Source organism: Caproicibacterium amylolyticum (genome assembly GCF_014467055.1).
Taxonomy (GTDB): Bacteria; Bacillota; Clostridia; order Oscillospirales; family Acutalibacteraceae; genus Caproicibacterium; species Caproicibacterium amylolyticum.
In genome coordinates, this window is record NZ_CP060696.1 from 230,490 (window position 1) to 252,047 (window position 21,558).

Annotated in this window: 20 protein-coding genes and 1 other annotated feature; of the genes, 11 read left to right on the top strand and 9 right to left on the bottom strand. The window is 52.6% G+C overall.

Annotated elements, in window-relative coordinates; translation table 11 throughout:
• Positions 1-4: 4 nt before the first annotated feature.
• From H6X83_RS00985 to H6X83_RS01005, 5 genes are all read right to left on the bottom strand, one after another.
• Positions 5-1,198, bottom strand: coding sequence for a homocysteine S-methyltransferase family protein (locus H6X83_RS00985; RefSeq protein ID WP_212507337.1), 1,194 nt, complete (start codon positions 1,196-1,198; stop codon positions 5-7).
• A gap of 281 nt (positions 1,199-1,479) precedes the next feature.
• Complete coding sequence (gene argS, locus H6X83_RS00990; protein WP_212507338.1) at positions 1,480-3,171, bottom strand: arginine--tRNA ligase; 1,692 nt, start codon at positions 3,169-3,171, stop codon at positions 1,480-1,482.
• Positions 3,074-3,601, bottom strand: a complete 528-nt coding sequence (locus H6X83_RS00995) for a YwiB family protein (protein ID WP_212507339.1) — start codon at positions 3,599-3,601, stop codon at positions 3,074-3,076. Before H6X83_RS00995 ends, argS begins: the two co-directional genes overlap by 98 nt.
• A complete protein-coding gene (gene murI, locus H6X83_RS01000) occupies positions 3,598-4,425 on the bottom strand; it encodes a glutamate racemase (RefSeq protein WP_212507340.1) in 828 nt (275 codons plus the stop codon). The genes H6X83_RS00995 and murI overlap by 4 nt, the downstream gene beginning before the upstream one ends.
• Positions 4,426-4,592: 167 nt before the next feature.
• Positions 4,593-5,669 carry a D-alanine--D-alanine ligase family protein gene (locus H6X83_RS01005; RefSeq protein ID WP_212507341.1) on the bottom strand — a complete coding sequence of 359 codons (1,077 nt, stop codon included), beginning with the start codon at positions 5,667-5,669 and terminating at the stop codon, positions 4,593-4,595.
• Positions 5,670-6,042: 373 nt separating this feature from the next.
• On the opposite strand from H6X83_RS01005, the gene H6X83_RS01010 reads away from it, so the two are divergent.
• The 8 genes from H6X83_RS01010 (at position 6,043) to rplL (ending at position 10,544) form a co-directional block, all read left to right on the top strand.
• Entirely contained in the window at positions 6,043-6,855 is an 813-nt protein-coding gene (locus H6X83_RS01010) for a DUF7674 family protein (RefSeq protein WP_212507342.1), read from the top strand.
• A gap of 144 nt (positions 6,856-6,999) precedes the next feature.
• A complete protein-coding gene (gene rpmG, locus H6X83_RS01015) occupies positions 7,000-7,149 on the top strand; it encodes a 50S ribosomal protein L33 (RefSeq protein WP_176820368.1) in 150 nt (49 codons plus the stop codon).
• A 20-nt stretch (positions 7,150-7,169) separates the two neighbouring features.
• Entirely contained in the window at positions 7,170-7,484 is a 315-nt protein-coding gene (gene secE / locus H6X83_RS01020) for a preprotein translocase subunit SecE (RefSeq protein ID WP_212507343.1), read from the top strand.
• 20 nt (positions 7,485-7,504) lie between these two features.
• Complete coding sequence (gene nusG, locus H6X83_RS01025; RefSeq protein WP_212508449.1) at positions 7,505-8,032, top strand: transcription termination/antitermination protein NusG; 528 nt, start codon at positions 7,505-7,507, stop codon at positions 8,030-8,032.
• Positions 8,033-8,180: 148 nt separating this feature from the next.
• Entirely contained in the window at positions 8,181-8,606 is a 426-nt protein-coding gene (gene rplK / locus H6X83_RS01030; RefSeq protein WP_212507344.1) for a 50S ribosomal protein L11, read from the top strand.
• 60 nt (positions 8,607-8,666) lie between these two features.
• Entirely contained in the window at positions 8,667-9,362 is a 696-nt protein-coding gene (gene rplA, locus H6X83_RS01035) for a 50S ribosomal protein L1 (protein WP_212507345.1), read from the top strand.
• A 35-nt stretch (positions 9,363-9,397) separates the two neighbouring features.
• Positions 9,398-9,543, top strand: a sequence feature (ribosomal protein L10 leader region).
• Between the two features lie 32 nt (positions 9,544-9,575).
• On the top strand, positions 9,576-10,112 hold the full coding sequence (gene rplJ, locus H6X83_RS01040; protein WP_212507346.1) for a 50S ribosomal protein L10: 537 nt from the start codon (positions 9,576-9,578) through the stop codon (positions 10,110-10,112).
• A 54-nt stretch (positions 10,113-10,166) separates the two neighbouring features.
• Complete coding sequence (gene rplL / locus H6X83_RS01045) at positions 10,167-10,544, top strand: 50S ribosomal protein L7/L12 (RefSeq protein ID WP_212507347.1); 378 nt, start codon at positions 10,167-10,169, stop codon at positions 10,542-10,544.
• A gap of 164 nt (positions 10,545-10,708) precedes the next feature.
• Here the strand turns inward: rplL and H6X83_RS01050 are convergent, their stop codons facing one another.
• The gene (locus H6X83_RS01050) at positions 10,709-12,091 is read right to left on the bottom strand and encodes a D-alanyl-D-alanine carboxypeptidase family protein (RefSeq protein WP_212507348.1); all 1,383 of its coding nucleotides are present in this window, start codon (positions 12,089-12,091) and stop codon (positions 10,709-10,711) included.
• A 164-nt stretch (positions 12,092-12,255) separates the two neighbouring features.
• Here H6X83_RS01050 and H6X83_RS01055 point away from each other — a divergent pair, with 164 nt between their 5' ends.
• The 3 genes from H6X83_RS01055 to H6X83_RS01065 all read left to right on the top strand — a co-directional run bounded on the left by H6X83_RS01055 (position 12,256) and on the right by H6X83_RS01065 (position 16,810).
• A complete protein-coding gene (locus H6X83_RS01055; protein ID WP_212507349.1) occupies positions 12,256-13,395 on the top strand; it encodes an exonuclease SbcCD subunit D in 1,140 nt (379 codons plus the stop codon).
• On the top strand, positions 13,392-15,821 hold the full coding sequence (locus tag H6X83_RS01060) for an AAA family ATPase (protein WP_212507350.1): 2,430 nt from the start codon (positions 13,392-13,394) through the stop codon (positions 15,819-15,821). Before H6X83_RS01055 ends, H6X83_RS01060 begins: the two co-directional genes overlap by 4 nt.
• A 101-nt stretch (positions 15,822-15,922) precedes the next feature.
• Complete coding sequence (locus H6X83_RS01065; RefSeq protein WP_212507351.1) at positions 15,923-16,810, top strand: AraC family transcriptional regulator; 888 nt, start codon at positions 15,923-15,925, stop codon at positions 16,808-16,810.
• 70 nt (positions 16,811-16,880) lie between these two features.
• On the opposite strand, the gene recG is transcribed toward H6X83_RS01065, so the two are convergent.
• From recG to H6X83_RS01080, 3 genes are all read right to left on the bottom strand, one after another.
• Positions 16,881-18,911: an ATP-dependent DNA helicase RecG gene (gene recG, locus H6X83_RS01070; RefSeq protein ID WP_212507352.1), complete on the bottom strand. Its 2,031-nt coding sequence runs from the start codon at positions 18,909-18,911 to the stop codon at positions 16,881-16,883.
• Positions 18,911-20,578 carry a DAK2 domain-containing protein gene (locus H6X83_RS01075; RefSeq protein WP_212507353.1) on the bottom strand — a complete coding sequence of 556 codons (1,668 nt, stop codon included), beginning with the start codon at positions 20,576-20,578 and terminating at the stop codon, positions 18,911-18,913. The genes recG and H6X83_RS01075 overlap by 1 nt, the downstream gene beginning before the upstream one ends.
• Before the next feature lie 170 nt (positions 20,579-20,748).
• A complete protein-coding gene (locus H6X83_RS01080) occupies positions 20,749-21,516 on the bottom strand; it encodes a TIGR00282 family metallophosphoesterase (protein ID WP_212507354.1) in 768 nt (255 codons plus the stop codon).
• Positions 21,517-21,558 lie beyond the last annotated feature (42 nt).

Here is a 21,558-nt window from a genome sequence, read left to right on the forward strand (position 1 = left end):
ACGGTCAGTACAGAATTGCACCGTATTTTTTCGCCAAAGGTTCCAGCACTTCCGGTTCGATTTCGCAGCTGCTGTCAATAATCAGCCTGCCCTGAAAATACCGCAGGGCTGCATCCAAAATCGGTTTGCTGTCTGCGTGCACCGCAATCGGCTGGCGGGTCAAGTGTGCGGCGGCGGCAAGAATGTCGGCATCCGCAAGGTCGTTGACGCAAACCAGCGTAACACTTGCCTGCTCATCATCCAGCGCAATCAATTCATCACCAAGCTTGGCGGAGCACATCAGCGGACGGCTGAACATCAGGTCATCCGCCAGAAAAAAGGCTTCACTTTCAATAGCAGCAGCATAGCAGTCCGGTTCCTCCGGTACTTTTGGCGGCATAAAACCTTTAAGCAGGGGCTTCAGTGCCAGGATGTGTGCGGGAGTGGTAGAAAGACATCCGCCCACAATCGAAGCGCCTGCATCCATCAGGCGGCGCATGGATTGTGCCCACTCCTGCGGCTCCATAGAGCTGTTGCTTGGGCGGGCAATCAGCGGTATTTCCGTATGCGAAGCGGCATCTTTCATGAGCGGAATCATGGTGTCCGGCGAGCAGGCGAAATTGAGGCCGACAGCATCCGCTCCCATTGCCTGCAGTGTCAGCAGCACAGGCAGCAGGGTGGCATTGGTTGGTGTGCGTCCATCCTCATCCACGGCAATCGTCACAAAAACCGGCAGGTCGTTTGTCCTTGCCGCCAAAACCAGTGCGCGCATATCGGAAAGCGAAGTTTGTGAAGCTGCCAGCAAAAAGTCAGCACCCGCGTTTTCCAGCGCACGCACCTGCTCCCGGTAAATGTCATAAACATCATCAAAGTCAGCATCACCGTGCGGCGGAACCAGCAGACTGGAAGGACCAACCAGCGCACCCACCAGGTGTCCGTTTGCGTTTTCGCGGCTCATGACAACAAGCCGGCGGTTCAGTTCCTCTACTTTTTCAGCTAAACCGTACTGCGCAAGGCTGGAACGGTTGGCACGGAAAGTCGGCGCAAGGATTGTATCACTTCCGGCAGCAAGAAAGCCCTTTTGCACGGCACGGAGAACGTCAGGATGCTCTGCAGCCCACTGCTCCATGCAGACATCGTCCGGCATGCCTGCGGCGGACAGGTTGGTAGCTGCGCCGCCGTCCAGCAGCATGGGCAAAGGATACGGAAAATCGTCCACTCGAATATACACCTACTTTGTAAAATTATAAAATTTATCAGCAAAGTTTTGCCGGTTTATTCTTACAGTACTTTTTGTTTCTTGCGGGTTTGGAAGTCTGCAAGTCAGGTTCTTACGGTCTTGCTCTTGCGGCGTGGCTGCGCCGCCGCAGGGAGCGCTGCTGGTATCTGCTTTTTACACAATAAAGGGCTTTATGGTCAAGAAACAAGACCTTGGGGCACTGTCCCTATCCCCCTCTGCCCTTGAAAGGGCGGGCGGAATTTTTTCTGTAAGGCAGCGGCTTACATGCTTTCCGGTGCGGTGATTTTCAGCAGGGACAACACGTTGTGCAGGGTGGTACGTACACAGTCGCACAGATACAGCCGCGCTGCCGCCAGAGAATCTTCTTCACCTTTAATATGACAAGCGTTGTAAAATTTGTGGAACAGGGTGGCGAGCGTCAGCGCGTAACGTGTGATGCGTGCCGGGTCATAGTTCTTGGCGGCTTCCACAATTTCGCCGGTGTAGGCGGAGAGGTGGCGCACCAGTTCGATTTCTTCAGGAGCGTTCAGCTGAGCCAGCTCTGCGTCTGTACAGTCGCGCAGGTCGGTTCCCTCTGCTGCCATGGTTTTAAACAGGCTGCAGATACGCGCATATGCGTACTGAACATAGTAAACCGGATTCTGGCTGTCCTGCTGAACAGCGAGGTCAAGGTCAAAGTCCATTTCAGAGTTTGGTTCCCGCAGATTGAACAGGAAACGTGCGGCATCCACCGGCACTTCTTCCAGCAGGGTTACAAGCGTAATTGCTTTGCCGCTGCGCTTGCTGGCTTTGATGACTTCACCGTCACGAACCAGGCGAACCATCTGCATCAGGAGTACGTCCAGATTGGACGGGTCGATTCCCAGCGCCTGCAAGGCGCCTTTCAGACGCGGCACATAGCCATGATGGTCGGCACCCAGCACATCGATCGCTTTGTCAAATTTGCGCACCATCAATTTGTTATAATGGTATGCAATATCCGGCACAACATAAGTCGGCACGCCGTTTGCACGCACCAGAACAAAATCTTCGGAGCCGTAGTCTTCACCCTTAAACCAGAGTGCGCCGTCCTTTTCATAGGTTGCGCCCTTTTCTTTCAGCAGCGCAATCACGCGCTCCACTGCGCCGTTTTCGTGCAGGGTAGATTCCCGGAACCAGTTGTCGTATTTAATGCGGTATTTCAGCAGGTCGTCCTGCAGCCCCTGAATGTTCAGCGGCAGCGCATAGCTGACCAGCGCTTTGCGGCGTTCCGTTTCCGGCGCGTCAACATATTTGTCACCGTTGATTTCAGCAAATTTTTTGGCATGCGCGGTAATGTCGGCACCCTTGTAACCATCCTCCGGGAAAGGAACCGCGTCCTCTCCCTTGTAAATCTGCAGGTAGCGTACTTCCAGGGACATGCCGAATTTATTGACCTGATTGCCTGCGTCATTGATGTAGAACTCGCGCTCTACTTTGTAGCCTGCCGCGTCCAATACAGAAGCGAGGCAGTCGCCGATTGCACCGCCGCGGGCGTTGCCGATGTGCATCGGGCCGGTGGGGTTGGCGGAAACGAACTCCACCAGCACGCGCTTGCCGCCGCCGAAGTTGCTGCGGCCATAGGTTTCGCCGCTGTCGTGCACGTCACGCAGAACAGCAGTGTAAAACTCGGGTTTGTAGAAGAAATTCAGGAAGCCGGGGCCTGCAATTTCACAGCGGTCAAAAAACGTGCCGTCCAGTGAAAGGTTTTGCACCAGTGCTTCCGCAATTTTGCGCGGTGCCATGTGGAACGCACGCGCGCTGACCATTGCAGCATTGGCAGCCCAGTCGCCGTGGGAGCGGTCGGCGGGAACTTCCAGTGTAAAAGCGGGCAGTTCACCCGCGGACAGGGTCTGCGCTGTCTGTGCTTTCCTCGCCGCACTCAGAATCGCACTGCGCAGCTGATTCGTTGCTTGCTGTACCTGTTTTGACATCTTTATGTTCTGCCTCCTTGACGGTAATACAAAGTTGATTGACGCTGGAAAGGTTTGCGTCCAAGTCCAGTGTGTAGTTCACGGTCAGCTGACCGCCTTTGTCGGTCAGCTGGTTGTCCACTTTGGAGGTGAAGACCCCCAGCATCATCTGGCCATAGTCAGTGGCATACTGGCAAAGGTGCCGTTTTCCCTTTTCCAGAATCAGCCGGGTGCCTTCCGCACCGCCGCGTATCAGGGTGACGCAGCGGTCACCCTCAATTTTTAAAATTGAAGTTTGGGATTCATTGGTATCTTCATCATACTCTTTGTAAGAAATATATCGCTTGCCGTTGCGCTCCAAGTAGGAGCCCAGCGCGGTCACCTCAACTTCCCCTGCCTGGTCGTCAACCACTTGGCGGCCGCACACGGAAATCAGGTAGTTTTCTTTCATGAAATTGCTCCTTCAAATTTATCAATGTCTACAAGCTGAACGGAACTGTGCACATCCTCCCGCAGGAAAATGCCTGCCACCTTGGAAAAATCATCAATGCGGTCACTGACATAGAAGGAGCAGTCGCCGGGGCCTGCCGGTGCAAGCAAATCGTTCTGCTCCAGCAGTGTGCGGCAGTATGCTGCAGTTTCGCGGCCGCTGTCGATCAGGCGCACCTGTTCGCCGACTACTTCCCCGATAATGCGTTTAAGAATGGGGTAATGTGTGCAGCCCAGAATAACTGTATCCACATCCGCTTCCCGCAGGGGGGCAAGGTAGGTTTCCGCAACTTCCTTTGTAATGTCCGGATGTTCCAGCATGAAGCCGGATTCCACAATCGGCACAAAGAGCGGGCAGCTTTTTGAAAAGACCTGCAGTTTCGGTGAAATGCTGTGCAGTGCCTGCTGAAAGGAACCGCTGCGAATGGTTGCTTCGGTTGCAATCACGCCGATACGCCCGTTTTTTGTAGCCGCTGCCGCCGCGCGGGCGGTGGGTTCCAGTACACCGGTCAGCGGCACCGGCAGTTCTTTTTCCAACAGGGCGCCGGCAACGCTGCTGGCGGTGCCGCAGGCAATCACAATGGCTTTTACGTTTTTGCTCATCAGGAATTCTGCATCCTGACGGGAATAGTGCGCAATGATTTTCTGGCTGCGGTTGCCGTAGGGAACACGTCCGGTGTCACCGAAAAACACAATCTGTTCATCCGGCAGAATGCGCAGCATTTCCCGCACAGCGGTCAATCCGCCAAGCCCGGAATCAAAAACGCCAATCGGTCTGTTATCCATAAATCCTAAAATCCTTTGCTGTTTTTATCGTAAAATATGTGTGCGTGCCCCCTGCAGTTACTTTCCGTGGAATTTATCAGCATTGCTCAAGTACCAAGACCTTGGAGCTTTGCCCCGAACCCCTACTGCCTTTGAAAGGGCGAGCGAAACCTTTCCTGTAAGGGCAGTCAGATATAGCGTTTGCGTTCCTCAGCAAGTGTGATGAGTTCGTCCAGCAGCTGACCAATCGGCTTGCCGCAGGCTTCCCACAGTTTCGGATACATACTGATGGAGGTGAAGCCCGGCAGAGTGTTCAGCTCGTTTAACAGGATTTCTTTTTTGTTGCGCACAAAGAAATCCACACGTGCAAGGCCTGTGCAGCCCAGCAGCCGGTAAGCACGGCAGGCAATGTGGCGCAGCTCGTCGGCAACCGCTTCATCCAGATGTGCCGGAATGTACAGCTGGCTGGTACCGTTCTTGTATTTGTCATCGTAATCGTAAAACTCCGCGCTGGAGCCGATTTCGCCGACAATGCTTGCCTGCGGGCATTCATTGCCCATGACTGCACACTCCACTTCCTGCCCGATAATCGCTTCTTCCACAACGATTTTGCTGTCCTGCAGGGCGGCAAGCGCAACCGCGGCATCCATTTCGTCTGCACTCTTTACTTTAGAGATGCCGACACTGGAACCGGCGTTGGCAGGTTTCAGGAAAATTGGCCAGCCCAGACGCGCGTCAATCTTGCGCTGAATTTTTTCACGGCCCTCACCGCTGTAGTTTTCCGCAAAGAACCACAGAAAATGTGCCTGCTTAATGTTCCAGCTTGCAAGCAGTGTGTGCGTAACCGCTTTATCCATGCAGCAGGCACTGGCAAGCGTTGGGCAGCCTACGTAAGGTACACCGCTTAAGTGCAGCAGGCCCTGCATGGTGCCGTCCTCTGCATTTTTTCCGTGCAGTGCGGGAATGATGCAGTCAAGGCGGATGTTTTCGAAGCCGTCCGGTCCTTCGGTAACAATGCCGTGCACGGAAGTGTCAGGAGAAAGGAACGCACGGCGGCACGCTGCGGCGTCCGCTGCCCATGCACCGGAGCGCATAGATGCAGTGGAACCGCTGTAAAGCAGCCAACGGCCGTCTTTGGTAATGCCAAGTTTCAGCACATCATATTTGCTTTTATCGAGGCTGTCGGCGATTGTTGCTGCGGAAATGCAGGAAACTTCATATTCGGAGGAACTGCCTCCAAAAAGGACTGCAACTGTTTTTTTCATCAATGATCCCTCCACAAAAGGCTGCCGCCTTACGGCGGCAGACGCATAAATACTAATTTTTATATGCCCTATCATACCACAACCGGAAACCGGAAGCAACGTGTTAACCTTATAAATGTATGGTGACAAAACCCTTTTTATGTAGTATAATCGTTGCAGAACTGCAGACTTTTGGCGCACCGCGTTTTCTGCTTGGAGAATGCGGAGGACAATCTGCCTGTGCGGGCGTTCCTGCGTGCTTCAAAGGTCGCTCCCTGTGCAGGAGCGTGGGATGAAAATTATAGCTGCAAAGGTTATAATAATATGAATGGATAATAATATGAATGGATAACAGTCGCTCCCTGTGCGGGAGCGTGTATTAGGAGTGATGGTTTTGGAGCAGAAAGCGTTTGAGCAGGTTGTACTGCGTATGCGCGAAGTGTTGGAAAAGCAGGGGTATGTGCTCGATGAAAACAGCGTGCGCAAGGGCAAAACAGGTCTGCGTGCTTTTTTTGTCGGGGCGGAGATGGCCTACGGTATATTTTATGAGGCGGAAACAAAGCGCTTTATTTTGCGCTACTGCAGCGTGGACAACGGCAAGCCGGAGGAAAAGTGGCGCAACCGTTCCACCCTGCTTTTTGACCCGGAAAACGAGGAAGATGCCAGCCGCATGACGGACAGCATCGTTGCCGACTTTACGGATGAAGTAACCGAAAAAGACAATACCGCTGCCGCCTTGCAGCAGGTAAAAAAGCACCGCCGCAAAAAGGGAGAAGAAAGTAAGACCGACCCGCTGTTTTTCTTCAACCGCTTGGTGAACGTGTTTCCGGAAATCCGTGAAGAATTGATTGTTGAGCGTATTACCTACGGACAAATTCGCCCAGCTTCCTTTGCAAAAGAAAAAGTCCTGCCAAAAACACATGCGCTGCTGCAGGGAACACCGGCGGAGGCAGCCTTAAAAAAGCTGGCTGAGATTTACAGCGAGCTTTACATGAACGGCGACGTTGATGTGCGTTCCGTTATTACCTTCGTTCTGCTGAACGACCTTTCCGATGAGGAAGCGGCAAAGTTGGAGCCGTACTTCTCTGACGACATGAAAAACGGCTGCAAGAGTGCCCGCAGCATGCGCGGCAAAAAACTGAAGCCGGAAAAGCCGAAAAAACACAGACGCATCGTTGCCGAAAATTTGGACGGTGTGCGCCGCTGAGAATTCGGGACTTGACAATTTTGCATAGAAGATGTATGATTAAAATACCTCAATAAAAGGGGTATTTTTTTTGCACCCTTTTCAGAGGGAGGCCGGGACACGATTACTGTCCCAATATTTTTCCGGACAACGGGAGGTGCCGTCATGAGAGTAAAGGTAGTATTGGCTTGCACAGAGTGCAAACAGCGTAACTACAACACGAAGAAAAACAAGAAAAACGACCCGGATAGGCTCGAGATGAACAAGTACTGCAGATTCTGCAAAAAGCATACTCTGCACAGAGAGACCAAGTAATTCGGACGGAGGGACAGCAGATGGCTGACAAAGAGAAGAAGTCCGGCGCAAAGGCGGCACAGGCCGCAGCAGCGCCTGACAACAAGAAGGCCGCAAAGAAAGCTGACAAAGTGTCCGATAAGGCCGAGAAAAAGGGCAAGAAAACCAAAGCGGTTTCCAGGTTCTTTCACGACCTGAAGTCTGAAGGTAAAAAGGTCATATGGCCCACTCCGCACGCTGTATGGAAAAACGTGGGGATCGTTGTGGCCATGATTGCAGTAGTAGGTGTGTGCGTCTTTGGCTTGGATGAGGCGTTTACACGGCTGCTGCACCAGTTTATGAATGTCGCAGTTTGACAAAAAAGTGAGGTATGACAATGGCTGAAGAAGCACGCTGGTATGTTGTGCATACCTACTCCGGCTACGAGAACAAGGTCGCTTCGACCCTGGCCAAAACAGTCGAAAACCGCAACATGCAGGATCTCATTCCTGAAATCCTGGTTCCGACAGAAAAAGTCACCGAGGTCAAGGACAATAAAACACGTGAAGTCGAGCGGAAGATCTTCCCCGGCTACGTGCTGATTAAGATGGTACTGACCAATGATTCCTGGTATGTCGTGCGCAATATCCGCGGCTGCACCGGATTCGTTGGGCCGGACAACACCAAGCCCCTGCCGCTTTCCGATGAGGAAGTGCAGAAGCTCGGTGTTGAAAAGAAAAACGTTGAGGTTTCTTATCAGGTGGGCGATTCCGTCAACATTGTGGACGGGCCTTTTGACGGCTTTGTCGGCACGGTTGAAGAAATTGATACCGAGAAAAACCGCGTGCGTGTGACCATCAATATGTTTGGCCGCGAAACTCCTGTGGAGCTCGAACTGGATCAGGCTGAAACAATGGATGACTAATCCATTGCCCGGGTTCGCCCGGAGCAGAAACTAACATTCCGCGGGAAACCGCTGAAGCGCGGGGCTCGAAGCCCCCGTGGGAGGAACGCGCCAATTCTGTTTCGCAGTGTGTTCCGCTTTTACCACAAATTTTGGAGGTGCAATTACAATGGCTCAGAAGGTTACTGGTTACATTAAGCTCCAGATACCTGCCGGCAAGGCAACCCCGGCGCCGCCTGTGGGACCGGCTCTCGGTCAGCACGGCGTCAACATCATGGCGTTCACTAAGGAATTCAATGAGCGCACAAAGAAGGACGCGGGACTCATCATCCCGGTTATCATTACGGTTTATGCTGACCGTTCCTTCACTTTCGTCACCAAAACTCCGCCGGCTGCTGTGCTGATTAAAAAGGCCTGCGGCATTGAAACAGCTTCTGGTGAACCGAACAAGAAGAAGGTTGCAAAGATTACCAAGGACCAGGTCAAGCAAATCGCAGAGCAGAAGATGCCCGACCTGAATGCGGCTAGTGTCGAGAGTGCAATGCGCATGATCGCCGGCACAGCCCGCAGCATGGGAATTGAAGTCGTCGACTGATATTACCCGGGTGGGAGGAACTAATCATCCGTATTTACCACTTTACAGGGAGGATAACCAATGAAACATGGTAAAAAATATATCGACAGCGAAAAGCTGATCGATCGCTCTAAATTTTATGACCCCCAGGAAGCCCTTGAGCTCACCGTTAAAACTGGCACTGCCAAGTTTGACGAAACCGTTGAGATTCATGTGAAACTGGGCGTTGACAGCCGCCATGCGGATCAGCAGGTTCGCGGTGCGCTGGTTCTGCCAAACGGCACCGGCAAACAGGTTCGCGTGCTGGCAATCTGTAAGGGTGATGCTGCAAAAGAAGCAGAAGAGGCTGGTGCAGATTTCGTCGGTGCAGAGGATATGGCACAGAAGATTCAGTCTGAAGGCTGGATGGACTTTGACGTTGTCATTACAACTCCTGACATGATGGGCGTTGTGGGACGCTTAGGTAAAATCCTCGGCCCACGCGGTTTGATGCCTAACCCGAAGGCCGGTACTGTTACCCGTGAAATGGGCAAAGCCGTTAAGGAAGCTAAGGCTGGTAAGATTGAGTACCGCCTCGACAAATCCAACATCATTCACTGCGTAATCGGCCGTGTATCTTTTGGTACAGAAAAGCTGACCGAAAACTTCAATGCTTTGATGGATGCGATTGTAAAGGCAAAGCCGTCTGCCGCAAAAGGCCAGTATGTGCGTTCCTGCGTTGTTGCAGCTACTATGGGCCCTGGCGTACGTGTGAACCCCAACAAGTTCACCGCATAATATTTTTGTATGCTTGACATGCGGCTTGCCGCATGTTATACTAATTAGGCTGTCCAAAGACAGCAGGTGCATTTTGCGCAAAGGGTTTTTCCCGCCTGCCGAGGAAAGCAAAGGATTTCACTTAAAGTGTTACTTTTGCCTTTTCCGCGGTAAATGCGGAAAAGGCTTTTTTGTTGCAATCTGGCGCAATCGGTTCAATGGAGGTGAAACCATTTGCCAAGCGAAAAGATTTTAGACGCAAAGAAACAAGCGGTTGCTGCTCTGACTGAGGAGATTAAGGGTGCCAAAGTCGGTGTTCTGGTCAACTACAAGGGCATTACCGTTGCTGATGACACAAAGCTGCGTAAAGACCTGCGCGAAGCCGGCGATTCTTACAAAGTTGTTAAGAACACACTGCTTAAGCGCGCACTGGCTGACGCCGGTGTTTCCGGTCTGGACGAGCTGCTGGAAGGTACGACTGCCCTTGCCACCGGCGAGGATTATGTAAGTGCTGCAAAGGTTCTGACATCCTATGCGAAGGATAACAAGGACTTTAAGGTTAAGGGCGGATTTCTGGACGGCGCCGCTGTTGATGATGCGGCTATCAAGAATCTGGCTGAACTGCCCAGCAAGGAAGTTTTGGTCGCACAGGTACTGGGCGGCTTGAATGCTCCTATCAGCGGTTTTGTTACAGTGCTGAACGGTACCCTGAAGGGTCTGGTTGTTGCACTGAATGCGATTGCTGAAAAGCAGTCCGCTGCACAGGCGTAAGTTTACGCAAAATTATTAAATTGAATTCGACTCATTGATTTGGAGGTAACAAACATGTCTGAGAAAGTTGAAAAGCTCATTGAAGATGTAAAGGCTCTTACCGTTCTGGAACTGTCCGAGCTGGTTAAGGCTCTGGAAGAGGAATTCGGTGTTTCCGCTGCTGCTCCTGTTGCTGTTGCTGCTGCTCCGGCTGCTGGCGCTGCTCCGGCTGCTGAAGAGAAGACCGAGTTTGACGTTATCCTGAAGGCTGCTGGCCCGAACAAGATCCCGGTTATCAAGGTTGTTCGTGATGCTACAGGTCTTGGCCTGAAGGAAGCAAAGGCTTTGGTTGACGGCGCACCGAAGGCTGTTAAAGAAGCTGTTTCCAAGGACGACGCTGAAGCTCTGAAGACAAAGCTGACAGAGGCTGGCGCAGAAGTCGAACTGAAGTAAGTTTCACCTCTTACAAAACAAAAGGACATCCCGTTTTGGGGTGTCCTTTTTCTTTTTTGTTTTCCTGCTTTGACAGTAAATGTGTGGGTCTGGACTAAACTCCAATTTCACAGAATAAAAGAGCCGAAGCACTTATGAAAGGTAAGTGTTTTGGCTCTGTGTGTTTAAAATCGTTTGTATTTTTTCACTTTGCGCATGGTGTTTTTGCGCCGGTTATAAAAGAGTGCCAAAACAACATAGACAGCTACAAGAACAATGATGACAGCGAGAATCGCAATGAACCAAGGTGCTGTGAAGATTTCTTTTGCGGTATTTGCAGAGTGTACCAATTCACTGCGGTCAATGGTTTCATTTGCAACCAGACGTACGGTTGCCAGCTTCTGCTTAGCGTAGGTCAGCGTTGCGGTACCGATGACCTGTCCTTTCTGTACCGGTGCGTCCACAGAAGCAGGTACGTTTGGCGTGACCTCCACGCTGTTTGCACTGACGCCCTCCGGCAGGACAGCAGTGACGTCTTTTTCCGGACAGAGGATGATTGAATCGCGGTTCCACGCATACTTCAGCGGCACTTCCCAAATCGGCTGCTTAGAGGACGCAATCTGCACCAGATTAAAATTGTTGTAGACCCAGCGGTACAGAGCGGTGGTATCCACCATTTCGCCAAAGGTAGCGGAGTTTGTTGGAGCACCCATCAGCACACATAGATAGGTGCACCCGCCGTAGACCGCAGTTGTTACCAGACAGCGTCCCGCTTCATCTGTATGACCGGTTTTGATGCCTTTTACGTATGGATTGTAGTAGGCGCCGCCCTCCGCGCCGCGGTCGATCATTGCATTGGTGGTGGTCAGCTGGCGCATAACGGTTGGTTCATTCAGCGGAGTCAGGTTGTAAACGGTGGTGTTGGTAATTTCCGAAAAATAGTTTAACGTCAATGCGTACTTTGCCATCAAAGCCAAATCGTGCGCGGTCGTGTAGTGATTTTCGTCGTGCAAACCGTCCGGATTGCTGAAATGAGTGCCGGTGCAGCCCAGCGCCTTTGCTTTTTTATTCATCAGGTCAACAAATTTGCTGACGCTGCCGCCGCCGATGTGGGTTGCAAGCAGCAGGGCGGCGTCGTTGCCGGAAGGAACCATCATGGCGTACAAAAGCTGGTGAACGCTGAATTTTTCGCCCACCTTCAGACCAGCGGTGGAACTGCCGGTGCCGTCAATTTGTTTCTTTTCGGCATCGGTGTATGTAACTGTTTCTGTGTCCACATTTTTTATGTTTTCCATAATGATGATGAACGTCATAATTTTTGTAGTGGAAGCGGGGTACATTTTTTGATTGGAGTTTTGCTCAAATACAGTAGTATCGGTGTCCAGATTAACAAGCTCAGCGGCTTTGGAGTTGAGCTTTACATTCGGTTTAAACATACTGTCACCGCTTTGTGTGGCGGTGCTTGCAGCTTGGCTGGAAACCGCGGAACTGCCTGCCGCGTTGACTGGCAGGCAGGAGGCCACACCCACGGTCAGCAGGAGCAGCAGGGAAAGCAGGCGTTTTTTCATGGAAGTTTTTCCTCCGGTATGATAAAATAGAAAAAGATTTATCAGAAAATTAGAATTGAATTATGTCTACTCCAGTATACCAGTATTCCGATTAAAAGAAAAGACGAAAGCCGGAACTTTTCTTTTTCGGCGGAGCAGAACATCCTGAAAGAGGGAGTATAGAAATGATGGAACTGCTGCATACGGCAGACTGGCACCTTGGAAAAGCACTGTATGGTCGCAGTCTGCTGGAAGAGCAGCGCTGGTTTGTGCTGGAATGGTTTTTACCGTTGGTGGAACGTGAACAGCCGGATGCGGTGCTGCTGGCAGGGGACATTTTCGACCGTCAGGTGCCGCCGGTGGAGGCGGTAACCCTGTTTGACACATTCCTGAACCGACTGGCACAACTGCAAATTCCGCTGGTCGCCGTTACCGGAAATCATGACAGTGCGCGGCGGCTTTCACTCGGTTCCGCGCTGCTGCGCAGGCAGGGAGTCGTACTGGCAACCAAGCCGGAGGATGTGTGGAGTCCTTATACCATAGAGACCAAGGATGGCCCGCTTTGCTGCTATACCTTGCCGTACTGCGACCCTGCCGCTGCCAGAGAAGCACTGGGAGCGGAAAATGATGATATACATACAATGGACGAAGCGTTTCATGCGCTGCTTGCCCGTGTGCAGCCTGCGCCGGATGCGGCAAACATCTTGGTCACGCACTGTTTTGCCGCAGGCGGCGAGGTGGGTGCCAGCGAAAGCCCCGCTTTTGTGGGCGGCAGCAGTCAAGTGGGGCTGGACTGCTTTGCGCCGTTTGCCTATACGGCGCTTGGGCATCTGCACGGCGCACAGAAAGCCGGCAGCGGCCGCTATGCCGGTTCGCCGCTTAAGTACAGTTTTGATGAAGCTGGGCAAAAAAAAGGCGTGGTACGGATCACACTGGAAAACGGAAACACAACCACGGAAGTGATTCCAATCGTTCCGCAGCACGATGTGCGGGTGCTGCGCGGCGAATTTGACACATTGCTGGCGGAAGCGAAAAACTCACCCAGCGAGGATTTTCTGTTCGCACAGCTGACGGACATGCATCCGGTTTATCAGCCGGTGGACCGCCTGCGGCCATACTACCCGAATCTATTAGGCATTTCCAGCGAATGGCTGCTTTCCGGCGGCGGGCAGGAAGATGACAGCTTTCGCCGGGAAATGCGGCAGCGGCGTGTCAGCGAAGATGAAATCTTTGCAGCATTCTTGCAGCAAGTCTGTGGTACAGAACCAACCGAGCAGGACACGGTTTTGTTTCATGAGGTTATGAAAGAGGAGGAGCGCGTATGAAACCCCTGCATTTGCGCATGAAAGCATTTGGTTCCTATCTGCATGAAACAGAAATTGACTTTACCGCGCTGGGGGAACACCCGCTGTTTCTGATTACCGGCGCGACCGGCGGCGGCAAAACTACGATTTTGGATGCCATGTGTTTTGCGCTTTACTGCCGCGCGACCGGTGGACGCCGCAGTTGGGAGGGCATGCGCAGCCTTTCCGCGCAGCAAGAGGACGAAACGTTGGTCGAATTTACCTTTGCGTACCGTGGTACAGACTACAAGTGGCTGCGCAGCATACAGGACTATTACTCGAAGCGAACGGATTCTGTGCGGGTAAAGGAAACACATGAGTGTTACCGCAAAAACGCGGACGGTGCGTGGGAGCTGCTTTGTGCCGGTGCGGAGGGACGAGTGCGGGAACAGGCAGAACAACTGCTGGGGCTTACCTGTGAGCAGTTTTCACAGGTTGTGGTATTGCCGCAGGGAGATTTTTTGAAGCTGCTGCTTTCCACTTCACGCGAAAAAGCGGCACTGCTGCAAACACTTTTTGCAACACAGAAGTGGGAACACCTGACCCAGCGCATGCGCGGGCGTGCGGCAGCACTCGCCAAGCAGGCCGGACAGAATGACGCGGCCTGCGCGTCCATTTTTGCACGGGAGAATGTAAAAAATCTTGCTGCACTGCAGGAAAAGTGCGCTGTGCTGCAAAAAAATCTTCAAAATTTGCAGGCGCTTTCAAAAGCGGCAAAAGAAAAACAGGAACAGTGTAACCGGCTGTATGACATTGCGTCCAAAACTGCTGCCGCGTATGACCTGACGAAAAAACGCGATACAGAGCTGGAAGCAGCAAAACTTCGTGTGCAAAAAACAGGTGAACAGAATCAGCAGGCGCAGTCCGCATTGCCGCAGGCACAGCAGCTGCGTGAAAAAGCCGCAAAACTGCGGGAACAGGCGGCAGCTTTGCAGGGAGCGTTAGAAGCGGCACGGAAGCTTGATGCGCTGCAAAAAAACATTCATACCGAAAAAATTCGGCTGGAACAAGGTCAAAAACAGCTGGAGCAGGCGGAGCAAACGCAGAAAGAGGCACAGGCCCGTTGGGAAAAGGGCATGGCTTTTTCTGATACACTGAACGGGCAGGTAGAACAGCTGCCGCAGATTTCAGCGGAAATTGAAGCCGAACTGCGTGCGAATGCGGCGGCGGCGGTTGCCACAGACCTGCGGCAAAACTGCCCGTGTCCTGTCTGCGGTGCGGTTCATCATCCGCACCCGGCCGTGCCGTCAGCGCGGCTTGCAGAGCTGCGGCAGAAGCAGGCGGAAGCCGCTAAGGCTGCAGAAACGCTGAAAAAAGCCAGAATGAAATTAAAAACACTGGAGCAGCAGCGCGGGCAGGCACAGCAGAGTGCAATGCAAATTCGCGCACAACTGGCGGACCTGCAAAACCGGATTGCTGCAGAGGAAGCAACAGAGAAAGCGATTGCCGGCCAAATGAACGGCAGTGCTACGCTTGCGGAGATGGAGCAGTCCGTACAAAATCTGCGCAAGCAGTCCGCACAGATGGAACAGCAGGAAGCCCAACTGCGTATGACCGCTGCAGAAGTACAGAGCCGGGCCGCCGCTGCGGCAGAAGCACTGCAAAAAGCACACGCGGATCAAGCGGAAGCACAGGCGCAGTATCAGCTTGTACTTCTGGAGTACCGTTCCCAACCGGGCGTACCGCAGGATACGGAACGGCCGGATGAAAAGGCGGCGCAGCGGCAGCGGGAGGAGGCGCAGACCGCTGCCGCCTCACTGGCAGAGCAGACAGGCCGTGCTGCAGAAAGCCTGCACAGCGGACAGCAGTCTTTTACACAGCTTACAGAATTGGCAAAGCAGGGGGAAAGCCTGCAGAAACAGTATGAAGCTGCCGCCAGACTTGCGGATTTGCTTTCCGGAAAAACCAAACAACGGGTGCCAATTCAGCAGTTTGTGCTGGGCATCATGCTGGATGATATTTTGGCCAGTGCAAACAGCTTTTTTGCTGACCTTTCCTCCGGGCGCTACCGGCTTTTACGCAAAACAGCGCCCACCGGCGGCAACGCGCTTGGCGGGCTGGATTTGGCGGTGCTGGATGCAGCTTCCGGCGGCGAGCGGGATGTCGGTACACTTTCGGGGGGCGAACTGTTCCTTGCTTCGCTTTCACTGGCGTTTGGACTTTCGGATGTGGTGCAGGGCTATTCCGGTGCGGTGCGGTTGGACGCACTGTTCATTGACGAGGGCTTTGGCTCACTTGACCAGGAAACATTAGACACAGCTATGGGCGCACTGCTGCGCCTGCAGGAGTCCGGCCGCACAGTGGGCATTATTTCACATGTTACGGAGCTGCAGGATGTGATTAAAAAGCAGCTGATTGTGGACCGTTTGCCGGACGGCAGCAGCTGTGTGAAACTGGTGGTTTCGTAATTGCTGCTGCCTGCAGTACCGCGGGACAAATCCTTGCAAAAAAAGGCAGGAATTTTTTCCGGAGATATTTTACAATAAATATGCGAAGGGGCAAAGAAGCGATGGAGTGGACAGAATCCCTGAAAACAGCAGTTGCTTATATGGAAGCGCATATTACCGAAAATTTTTGCGCAGATGATGTGGCCGAAAAAATCCATATGTCTACTTTCTATTTTCAAAAGGGCTTTGCAATCCTAACCGGGATGAACGTGGGCGAATATATCCGCAATAGGCGCTTATATCTGGCGGCACTGGACTTGACAGCGGGCAGAGAAAAAATAATAGACATTGCCTACAAATATGGTTACGAAACGCCGGAAAGCTTTTCAAAAGCATTCCGCAGATTTCACGGCTGTACGCCGTCACAGGCGAAGAATGATACCAGTAAAATCAAAGTTTTTCTGCCTCTGCGCATACACATCGAAATCAAAGGAGGAAATGACATGGACTTTACAGTGGAAAAGGTGGAAGCATTCAAAGTAATTGGCTTCCAAAGAGAATTTTCAATGGACAGCAGCTATCGCGAAATCCCGAAGTTTTGGGATGCGTTTGCAAACCAGTATTTGATTCGGCTTTTTGAGTCCGGCCCGAAAGATGCAGTGGACAAGGCAATTTGCGACAACATGGTTGGCGAGTACGGCGTGTGCATTGATGATATTGGGGGAAACGGAAAGTTTCGCTACTTGATTGCCGGAAAGTATTTGGGCGGCGGCGTACCGGATGGAATGACCGTGTTTAAATTTCCAAATATGAATTGGGCAAAGTTTAAGGCAGTTGGCCCCTGCCCGGGAGCACTGCAGGCGGTTAATACTGCAATTTTCAAAGAGTGGCTGCCCGGAAATCCGGATTATGAAATAGCGGCCGGCTGCAATATTGAGTGGTACCCCAGGGGAAACGCAGATGCTCCCGATTATGAGAGCGGCATTTGGGTGCCGGTAAAGCACAAATAAGCATATCTGAATCTGTAGAAAACCGCCGCCGCAAAGCAACTCTGTTTTGCGGCGGCGGTTTTTGGTGCGGTTACGTTTCCCCTAAATGGCGGAAAAGCTGGCGTACTTCCGCGCGCAGACCGCGGTGCTCAGGTCCTTCCAGCGGCGGGTCGGCGGCAAGCATTTCTTTTGCAACGGATTGCGCATCTTTTAAAACCTCAAAGTCATTGTTCATGTCGGCAATTTTTAGTTCCGGCAGGCCGTGCTGCCGCTGGCCAAAAAAGTCACCGGGGCCGCGCAGTTTCAGGTCACGTTCCGCAATGGTGAAGCCGTTGGAGGTTTCACACATGACTTCCATACGGGCGCGGGCATCCTCGTTTTGTGCGTCGGTAATCAAAATGCAGTAGCTTTGGTAGCTTCCGCGCCCAACCCGTCCACGCAGCTGGTGCAGCTGAGAAAGCCCATACTGTTCTGCGTTTTCAATCAGCATATCCACAGCGTTGGGTACATCCACACCGACTTCAACGACGGTTGTGGAAACAAGAATGTCAATTTTTCCGGCGGAAAACTGCCCCATGATTTCATCTTTTTCCTTGGGTTTCATGCGCCCGTGCAAAGCGCCAATGCGGCAGTCCGGCAGCACTTTCTGCAGGTACTCTGCGTACTGTGCGACGCTTGCCTTGTCGTTCCCTGCATCGATTGCCGGGCAGATCACGTAAGCCTGCTGTCCTTCATGCACATGTTTCTGCAAAAAATGCAGCGCCCGCACGCGCTTGGCACTGTCCACGCAAAACGTTTCAATGACCTGCCTGCCGGGGGGCAGCTCATCAATTACAGAAATGTCCAAATCTCCGTAAATCATAAGTGCCAGCGTGCGCGGAATCGGCGTGGCACTCATAACCAGCACATGGGTGCCTTTGGATTTTTCCGCCAGTGCGGTGCGCTGGTTAACGCCGAAACGGTGCTGTTCGTCGGTAATGACCAGCCCGAGATTTTGGAACTGCACATCCGGCGTTAAAAGTGCGTGTGTGCCAATCAGCAGCTGGATGGTGCCGTCCAGAATACCCGTTTTGGCACCCGCCTTTTCCTTCGCTTTCATCGAACCGGTCAGCAGTCCGACCCGGATGCCGGCAGGTTCCAGCATCTTTGTCAGGGAGTCATAGTGCTGGTGCGCCAGAATATCAGTCGGCGCCATCAGCACCGCCTGCATTCCGTTTTGTATGACGGTATGGCAGCAGGCGGCGGCGACTGCCGTTTTGCCGCTGCCAACGTCGCCCTGCACCAGTCGGTTCATCGGCCAGCCGCTTTGCATATCTGCAACTGCTTCTTGTGCGGCGCGCTTTTGTGCGCTCGTGGGGGAAAACGGAAGAAGTTTCCAGAAGTCATCAAGGCAGTTTTTCTGCACAACAAATCCGCTTTTTTCACGGGTGCGGCTTTTCATAGTGAGCAGGCCGAGCTGCAGCACCAGCAGTTCTTCAAAAGCAAGGCGCCGCCGCGCGACCTCCATGCTTTCCGTATTTTCCGGCTGATGGATACTCTCCAGAGCGTAGCGCAATTCACACAGACTGTACTGTTGGCGAATCTCCTGCGGAATTGGGTCACGCATTACATCCGGCAACAGTTGAAGTGTTTCCTTCACCACGGCTTCGATAATCCGGCTGGAAAGTCCTTTGGTCTGCGGATAAATCGGCCGCAGGCCGGGGCATTGCCCCTCTTTTGCAAATACCGGAGCGGCCATCTGCCGCTTTCGCTGATTGAGTGTAATTTTTCCGTAAAAGATATAGCGGATGCCGCTGCTCAGTAAGTTCTGAATATACTGGTTGTTAAAGAAAGTAAGTTCCAGCGGCGTACCCTCTTCGTCTGCGGTGTGCACATGGGTGAGCATGACACCGGAGTGCGCAAATACCGGCGCACCAACGCTTTTCACAGTGGCACGCACGGCACAGGGGATGTCCAGCGGCGCCTGCAGCACGGTATAGGGATTACTCCAGTCCTCGTAAGCGCGTGGATACAGGCGCAGCAAAGCGCCGGCAGTGGGCACACCGAGTTTTTGGAAAAGCTCTGCGCGTTTACTGCCGACGCCTTTTAATTCTGTGATGGGTTTTGCAAATAAAGAAGCCATTATTCTACCGAAATGAGGAAGTAGTGAATGGGCTGACCGCCGTTCACCAGTGTGATTTCAATGTCAGAGCCGATTTTGGACTTAATGCGGTTGTAAGCGTCGTTCGCTTGTTCCTCTGTAATATCTTCACCGTAAATAATCGTAATGAATGCTGTGGAACGGTTGACCATGGAGCGGGTCAGCTTTGAGCAGGTGTGCACAATGTCCTTTTCAATAAAGGTCAGTTTGCCGTTCACCAAGCCGAGGATATCGCCTTCTTTAATGCGGTGGCCGCCAAACTCACTGTCACGCGCGGCAAAGGTGACGGTTCCGGTTTCTACATTGCCGGCGGCTTCCATCATCTTGACAGCGTTAACTTCGCAGGAAGTGTCGGGGTCATAAGCCAGCATTGCGGAAAGACCCTGCGGGATAGTGCGTGTGGGCAGCACCATGACTTTGCGGTCTTTTACCAGCGGAATGACCTGCTCTGCCGCCATGGTAATATTTTTGTTGTTCGGCAGCACCAGCACAGTTTTGCCCGGAGTGGCCAGAACTGCTTCTAAAATATCCTCGGTACTGGGATTCATGGTCTGTCCGCCGCTGACCACATGTGTGCAGCCAAGATCAGTAAAGAGCGTTTTAAGACCATTACCGGCGGCAACAGCAACAAAACCGACTTCTTCGGTAGGCTCAACTGGCTTCAGCGCTTTTTTTTCCGCTTTTGCTTTTGCAGCGTCATTAGCTTCTTTCGCCTTGCGATGCTGTTCCTTCATGTTTTCAATTTTTACAGTCAGCAGTTGGCCGTAGGCCAGGGCAGCCTCCAGTACACGGTCAGGTTCCTCTGTGTGGACATGCGTTTTAATGATATCTTCGTCCGCGACCACAACAACGCAGTCGCCAATGGTCTGCAGGAAATTGCGCAGTTCCTCCGGATCTTTGCGCGCGTTCTTTTCACGGCTGACAATGAATTCTGTGCAGTAGGTGAAGCGGATGTCCTGGTCAAACTCCGCAGCGGCACTGCGGAAAGAATCTTCGCTGTTAAGGTCAGCAGCCACTTCTTCGCTTTCACTCTGAATAATGACGTTGTCGCGCAGTACACTCATCATGCCCTCAAAAATGCAGCAAAGGCCTTTGCCGCCGGCATCCACAACACCGGCCTTTTTCAGCACCGGCAGCTGCTCCGGCGTTTGTGCAAGGGCTTCTTCTGCACCGTCGCAAACAGCGGTCCAGACATACAAGGCATCATCATCAATTTCTGCAGCAGCTTTTGCCTTTTCGCTTGCTACGCGGGAAACGGTAAGGATGGTGCCTTCGGTGGGTTTCATAACTGCTTTGTAAGCAGCCGCTACACCGAGGCCGAGCGCATTGGCAAGGTCACTGCCGTTGACGGTTTGCATGTCTTTGACACCGTCAGCGAAACCGCGGAACAGCAGGGACAAAATCACACCGGAGTTGCCGCGTGCGCCGCGCAGCATACCGGAAGCGGCAATGCGGGCAACTTCGGAAACTGCGCCGCCCTCTGCTTTCTGCAGTTCTGCAGAAGCGTTGGCCATTGTCATGGACATATTGGTGCCGGTATCTCCGTCCGGCACAGGAAAAATATTCAGTTCATCAATGCTGTTCCGGTGTTTCGCGATATTATTCGCGCCGGAAATCATTGCATTACGCAAAAGTGTTCCGTTTATCATGAGAAAGCTCCTTTGGAAACTTTATTTTATAGACGCTAAGGGGTCTTCCGGCGTCTGCCATTCCTTTTTTTAGTATCAGTATACCATAGAAATTATGCGGTTTCAACAGCAACTTCCCGCCGCGCTGGGAGTTTGCTGTGCAAAAATGCGGGGAGAAGCCTCAAAACCTGCTACCGCAGTTCCAGCCGCTCGGCGCTGCGGCAGCGGCCGGTTGCATCGTCAATTTCAAACAGGCAGCAGTCCATCTTGCAGGGGCCGTCCTGTACGAGGTCAAAACGCACAGGCATCTGCGTTTTCATTTTGTGGATGGTCAGTTCCGGCTGCACACCGAGCACGGACTCCACCGTGCCGGTCATGCCGAGGTCTGAAATATAGCCTGTGCCTTTTGGCAGCACACATTCATCTGCGGTTTGCACGTGGGTATGAGTGCCCCAAAGGGCGCTGACGCGGCCGTCCAGATAGTATCCCATGCTGCGCTTTTCACCGGTTGCTTCTGCGTGAAAATCCACTACCGTAATTTTAGGCGTATCGTTGAGCAGTGCGTCTGCGGTGAAAAACGGATTGTCCAGCGGATCCATATAAACAGTACCCATCAGGTTTAAAATGCCAACCTGCGTGCGCCCCATGTCATAGACAAAGTAGCCGCGGCCTGGTGCACCGGCGGGAAAGTTCGCGGGGCGCAGCAGCTGTTCACACTCGTCATAGGTGTCGTAACTCTCTTTTCGGCGGAAGCTGTGGTTTCCGGAAGTCAGTGCATCCACACCGCTGTCCAGCAGGTAGCGCACAGAAGAGGGTGTCAGGCCATTTCCGTCTGCACTGTTTTCTCCGTTAGCGATCACCAGATTCACCGCTTTCAGTTTCTTCAGCGGCGGAAGTTTTTCGCGCAGAAAGCGGCAGCCCACGCTGCCAACTACATCACCAATGGCAAGTATATTCATGAGGGTTCTCCTTTTGTATGACGAAAGTAAAAAACAAAAACT

What these genes read in the sequence shown, in the direction of transcription:
- argS (WP_212507338.1), bottom strand. Translation starts at nt 3,171, where the DNA reads ATGTCAAAACAGGTACAGCAAGCAACGAATCAGCTGCGCAGTGCGATT.
- H6X83_RS00995 (WP_212507339.1), bottom strand. Translation starts at nt 3,601, where the DNA reads ATGAAAGAAAACTACCTGATTTCCGTGTGCGGCCGCCAAGTGGTTGAC.
- murI (WP_212507340.1), bottom strand. Translation starts at nt 4,425, where the DNA reads ATGGATAACAGACCGATTGGCGTTTTTGATTCCGGGCTTGGCGGATTG.
- H6X83_RS01005 (WP_212507341.1), bottom strand. Translation starts at nt 5,669, where the DNA reads ATGAAAAAAACAGTTGCAGTCCTTTTTGGAGGCAGTTCCTCCGAATAT.
- rpmG (WP_176820368.1), top strand. Translation starts at nt 7,000, where the DNA reads ATGAGAGTAAAGGTAGTATTGGCTTGCACAGAGTGCAAACAGCGTAAC.
- secE (WP_212507343.1), top strand. Translation starts at nt 7,170, where the DNA reads ATGGCTGACAAAGAGAAGAAGTCCGGCGCAAAGGCGGCACAGGCCGCA.
- nusG (WP_212508449.1), top strand. Translation starts at nt 7,505, where the DNA reads ATGGCTGAAGAAGCACGCTGGTATGTTGTGCATACCTACTCCGGCTAC.
- rplK (WP_212507344.1), top strand. Translation starts at nt 8,181, where the DNA reads ATGGCTCAGAAGGTTACTGGTTACATTAAGCTCCAGATACCTGCCGGC.
- rplA (WP_212507345.1), top strand. Translation starts at nt 8,667, where the DNA reads ATGAAACATGGTAAAAAATATATCGACAGCGAAAAGCTGATCGATCGC.
- rplL (WP_212507347.1), top strand. Translation starts at nt 10,167, where the DNA reads ATGTCTGAGAAAGTTGAAAAGCTCATTGAAGATGTAAAGGCTCTTACC.
- H6X83_RS01050 (WP_212507348.1), bottom strand. Translation starts at nt 12,091, where the DNA reads ATGAAAAAACGCCTGCTTTCCCTGCTGCTCCTGCTGACCGTGGGTGTG.
- H6X83_RS01055 (WP_212507349.1), top strand. Translation starts at nt 12,256, where the DNA reads ATGATGGAACTGCTGCATACGGCAGACTGGCACCTTGGAAAAGCACTG.
- H6X83_RS01060 (WP_212507350.1), top strand. Translation starts at nt 13,392, where the DNA reads ATGAAACCCCTGCATTTGCGCATGAAAGCATTTGGTTCCTATCTGCAT.
- H6X83_RS01065 (WP_212507351.1), top strand. Translation starts at nt 15,923, where the DNA reads ATGGAGTGGACAGAATCCCTGAAAACAGCAGTTGCTTATATGGAAGCG.
- recG (WP_212507352.1), bottom strand. Translation starts at nt 18,911, where the DNA reads ATGGCTTCTTTATTTGCAAAACCCATCACAGAATTAAAAGGCGTCGGC.
- H6X83_RS01075 (WP_212507353.1), bottom strand. Translation starts at nt 20,578, where the DNA reads ATGATAAACGGAACACTTTTGCGTAATGCAATGATTTCCGGCGCGAAT.
- H6X83_RS01080 (WP_212507354.1), bottom strand. Translation starts at nt 21,516, where the DNA reads ATGAATATACTTGCCATTGGTGATGTAGTTGGCAGCGTGGGCTGCCGC.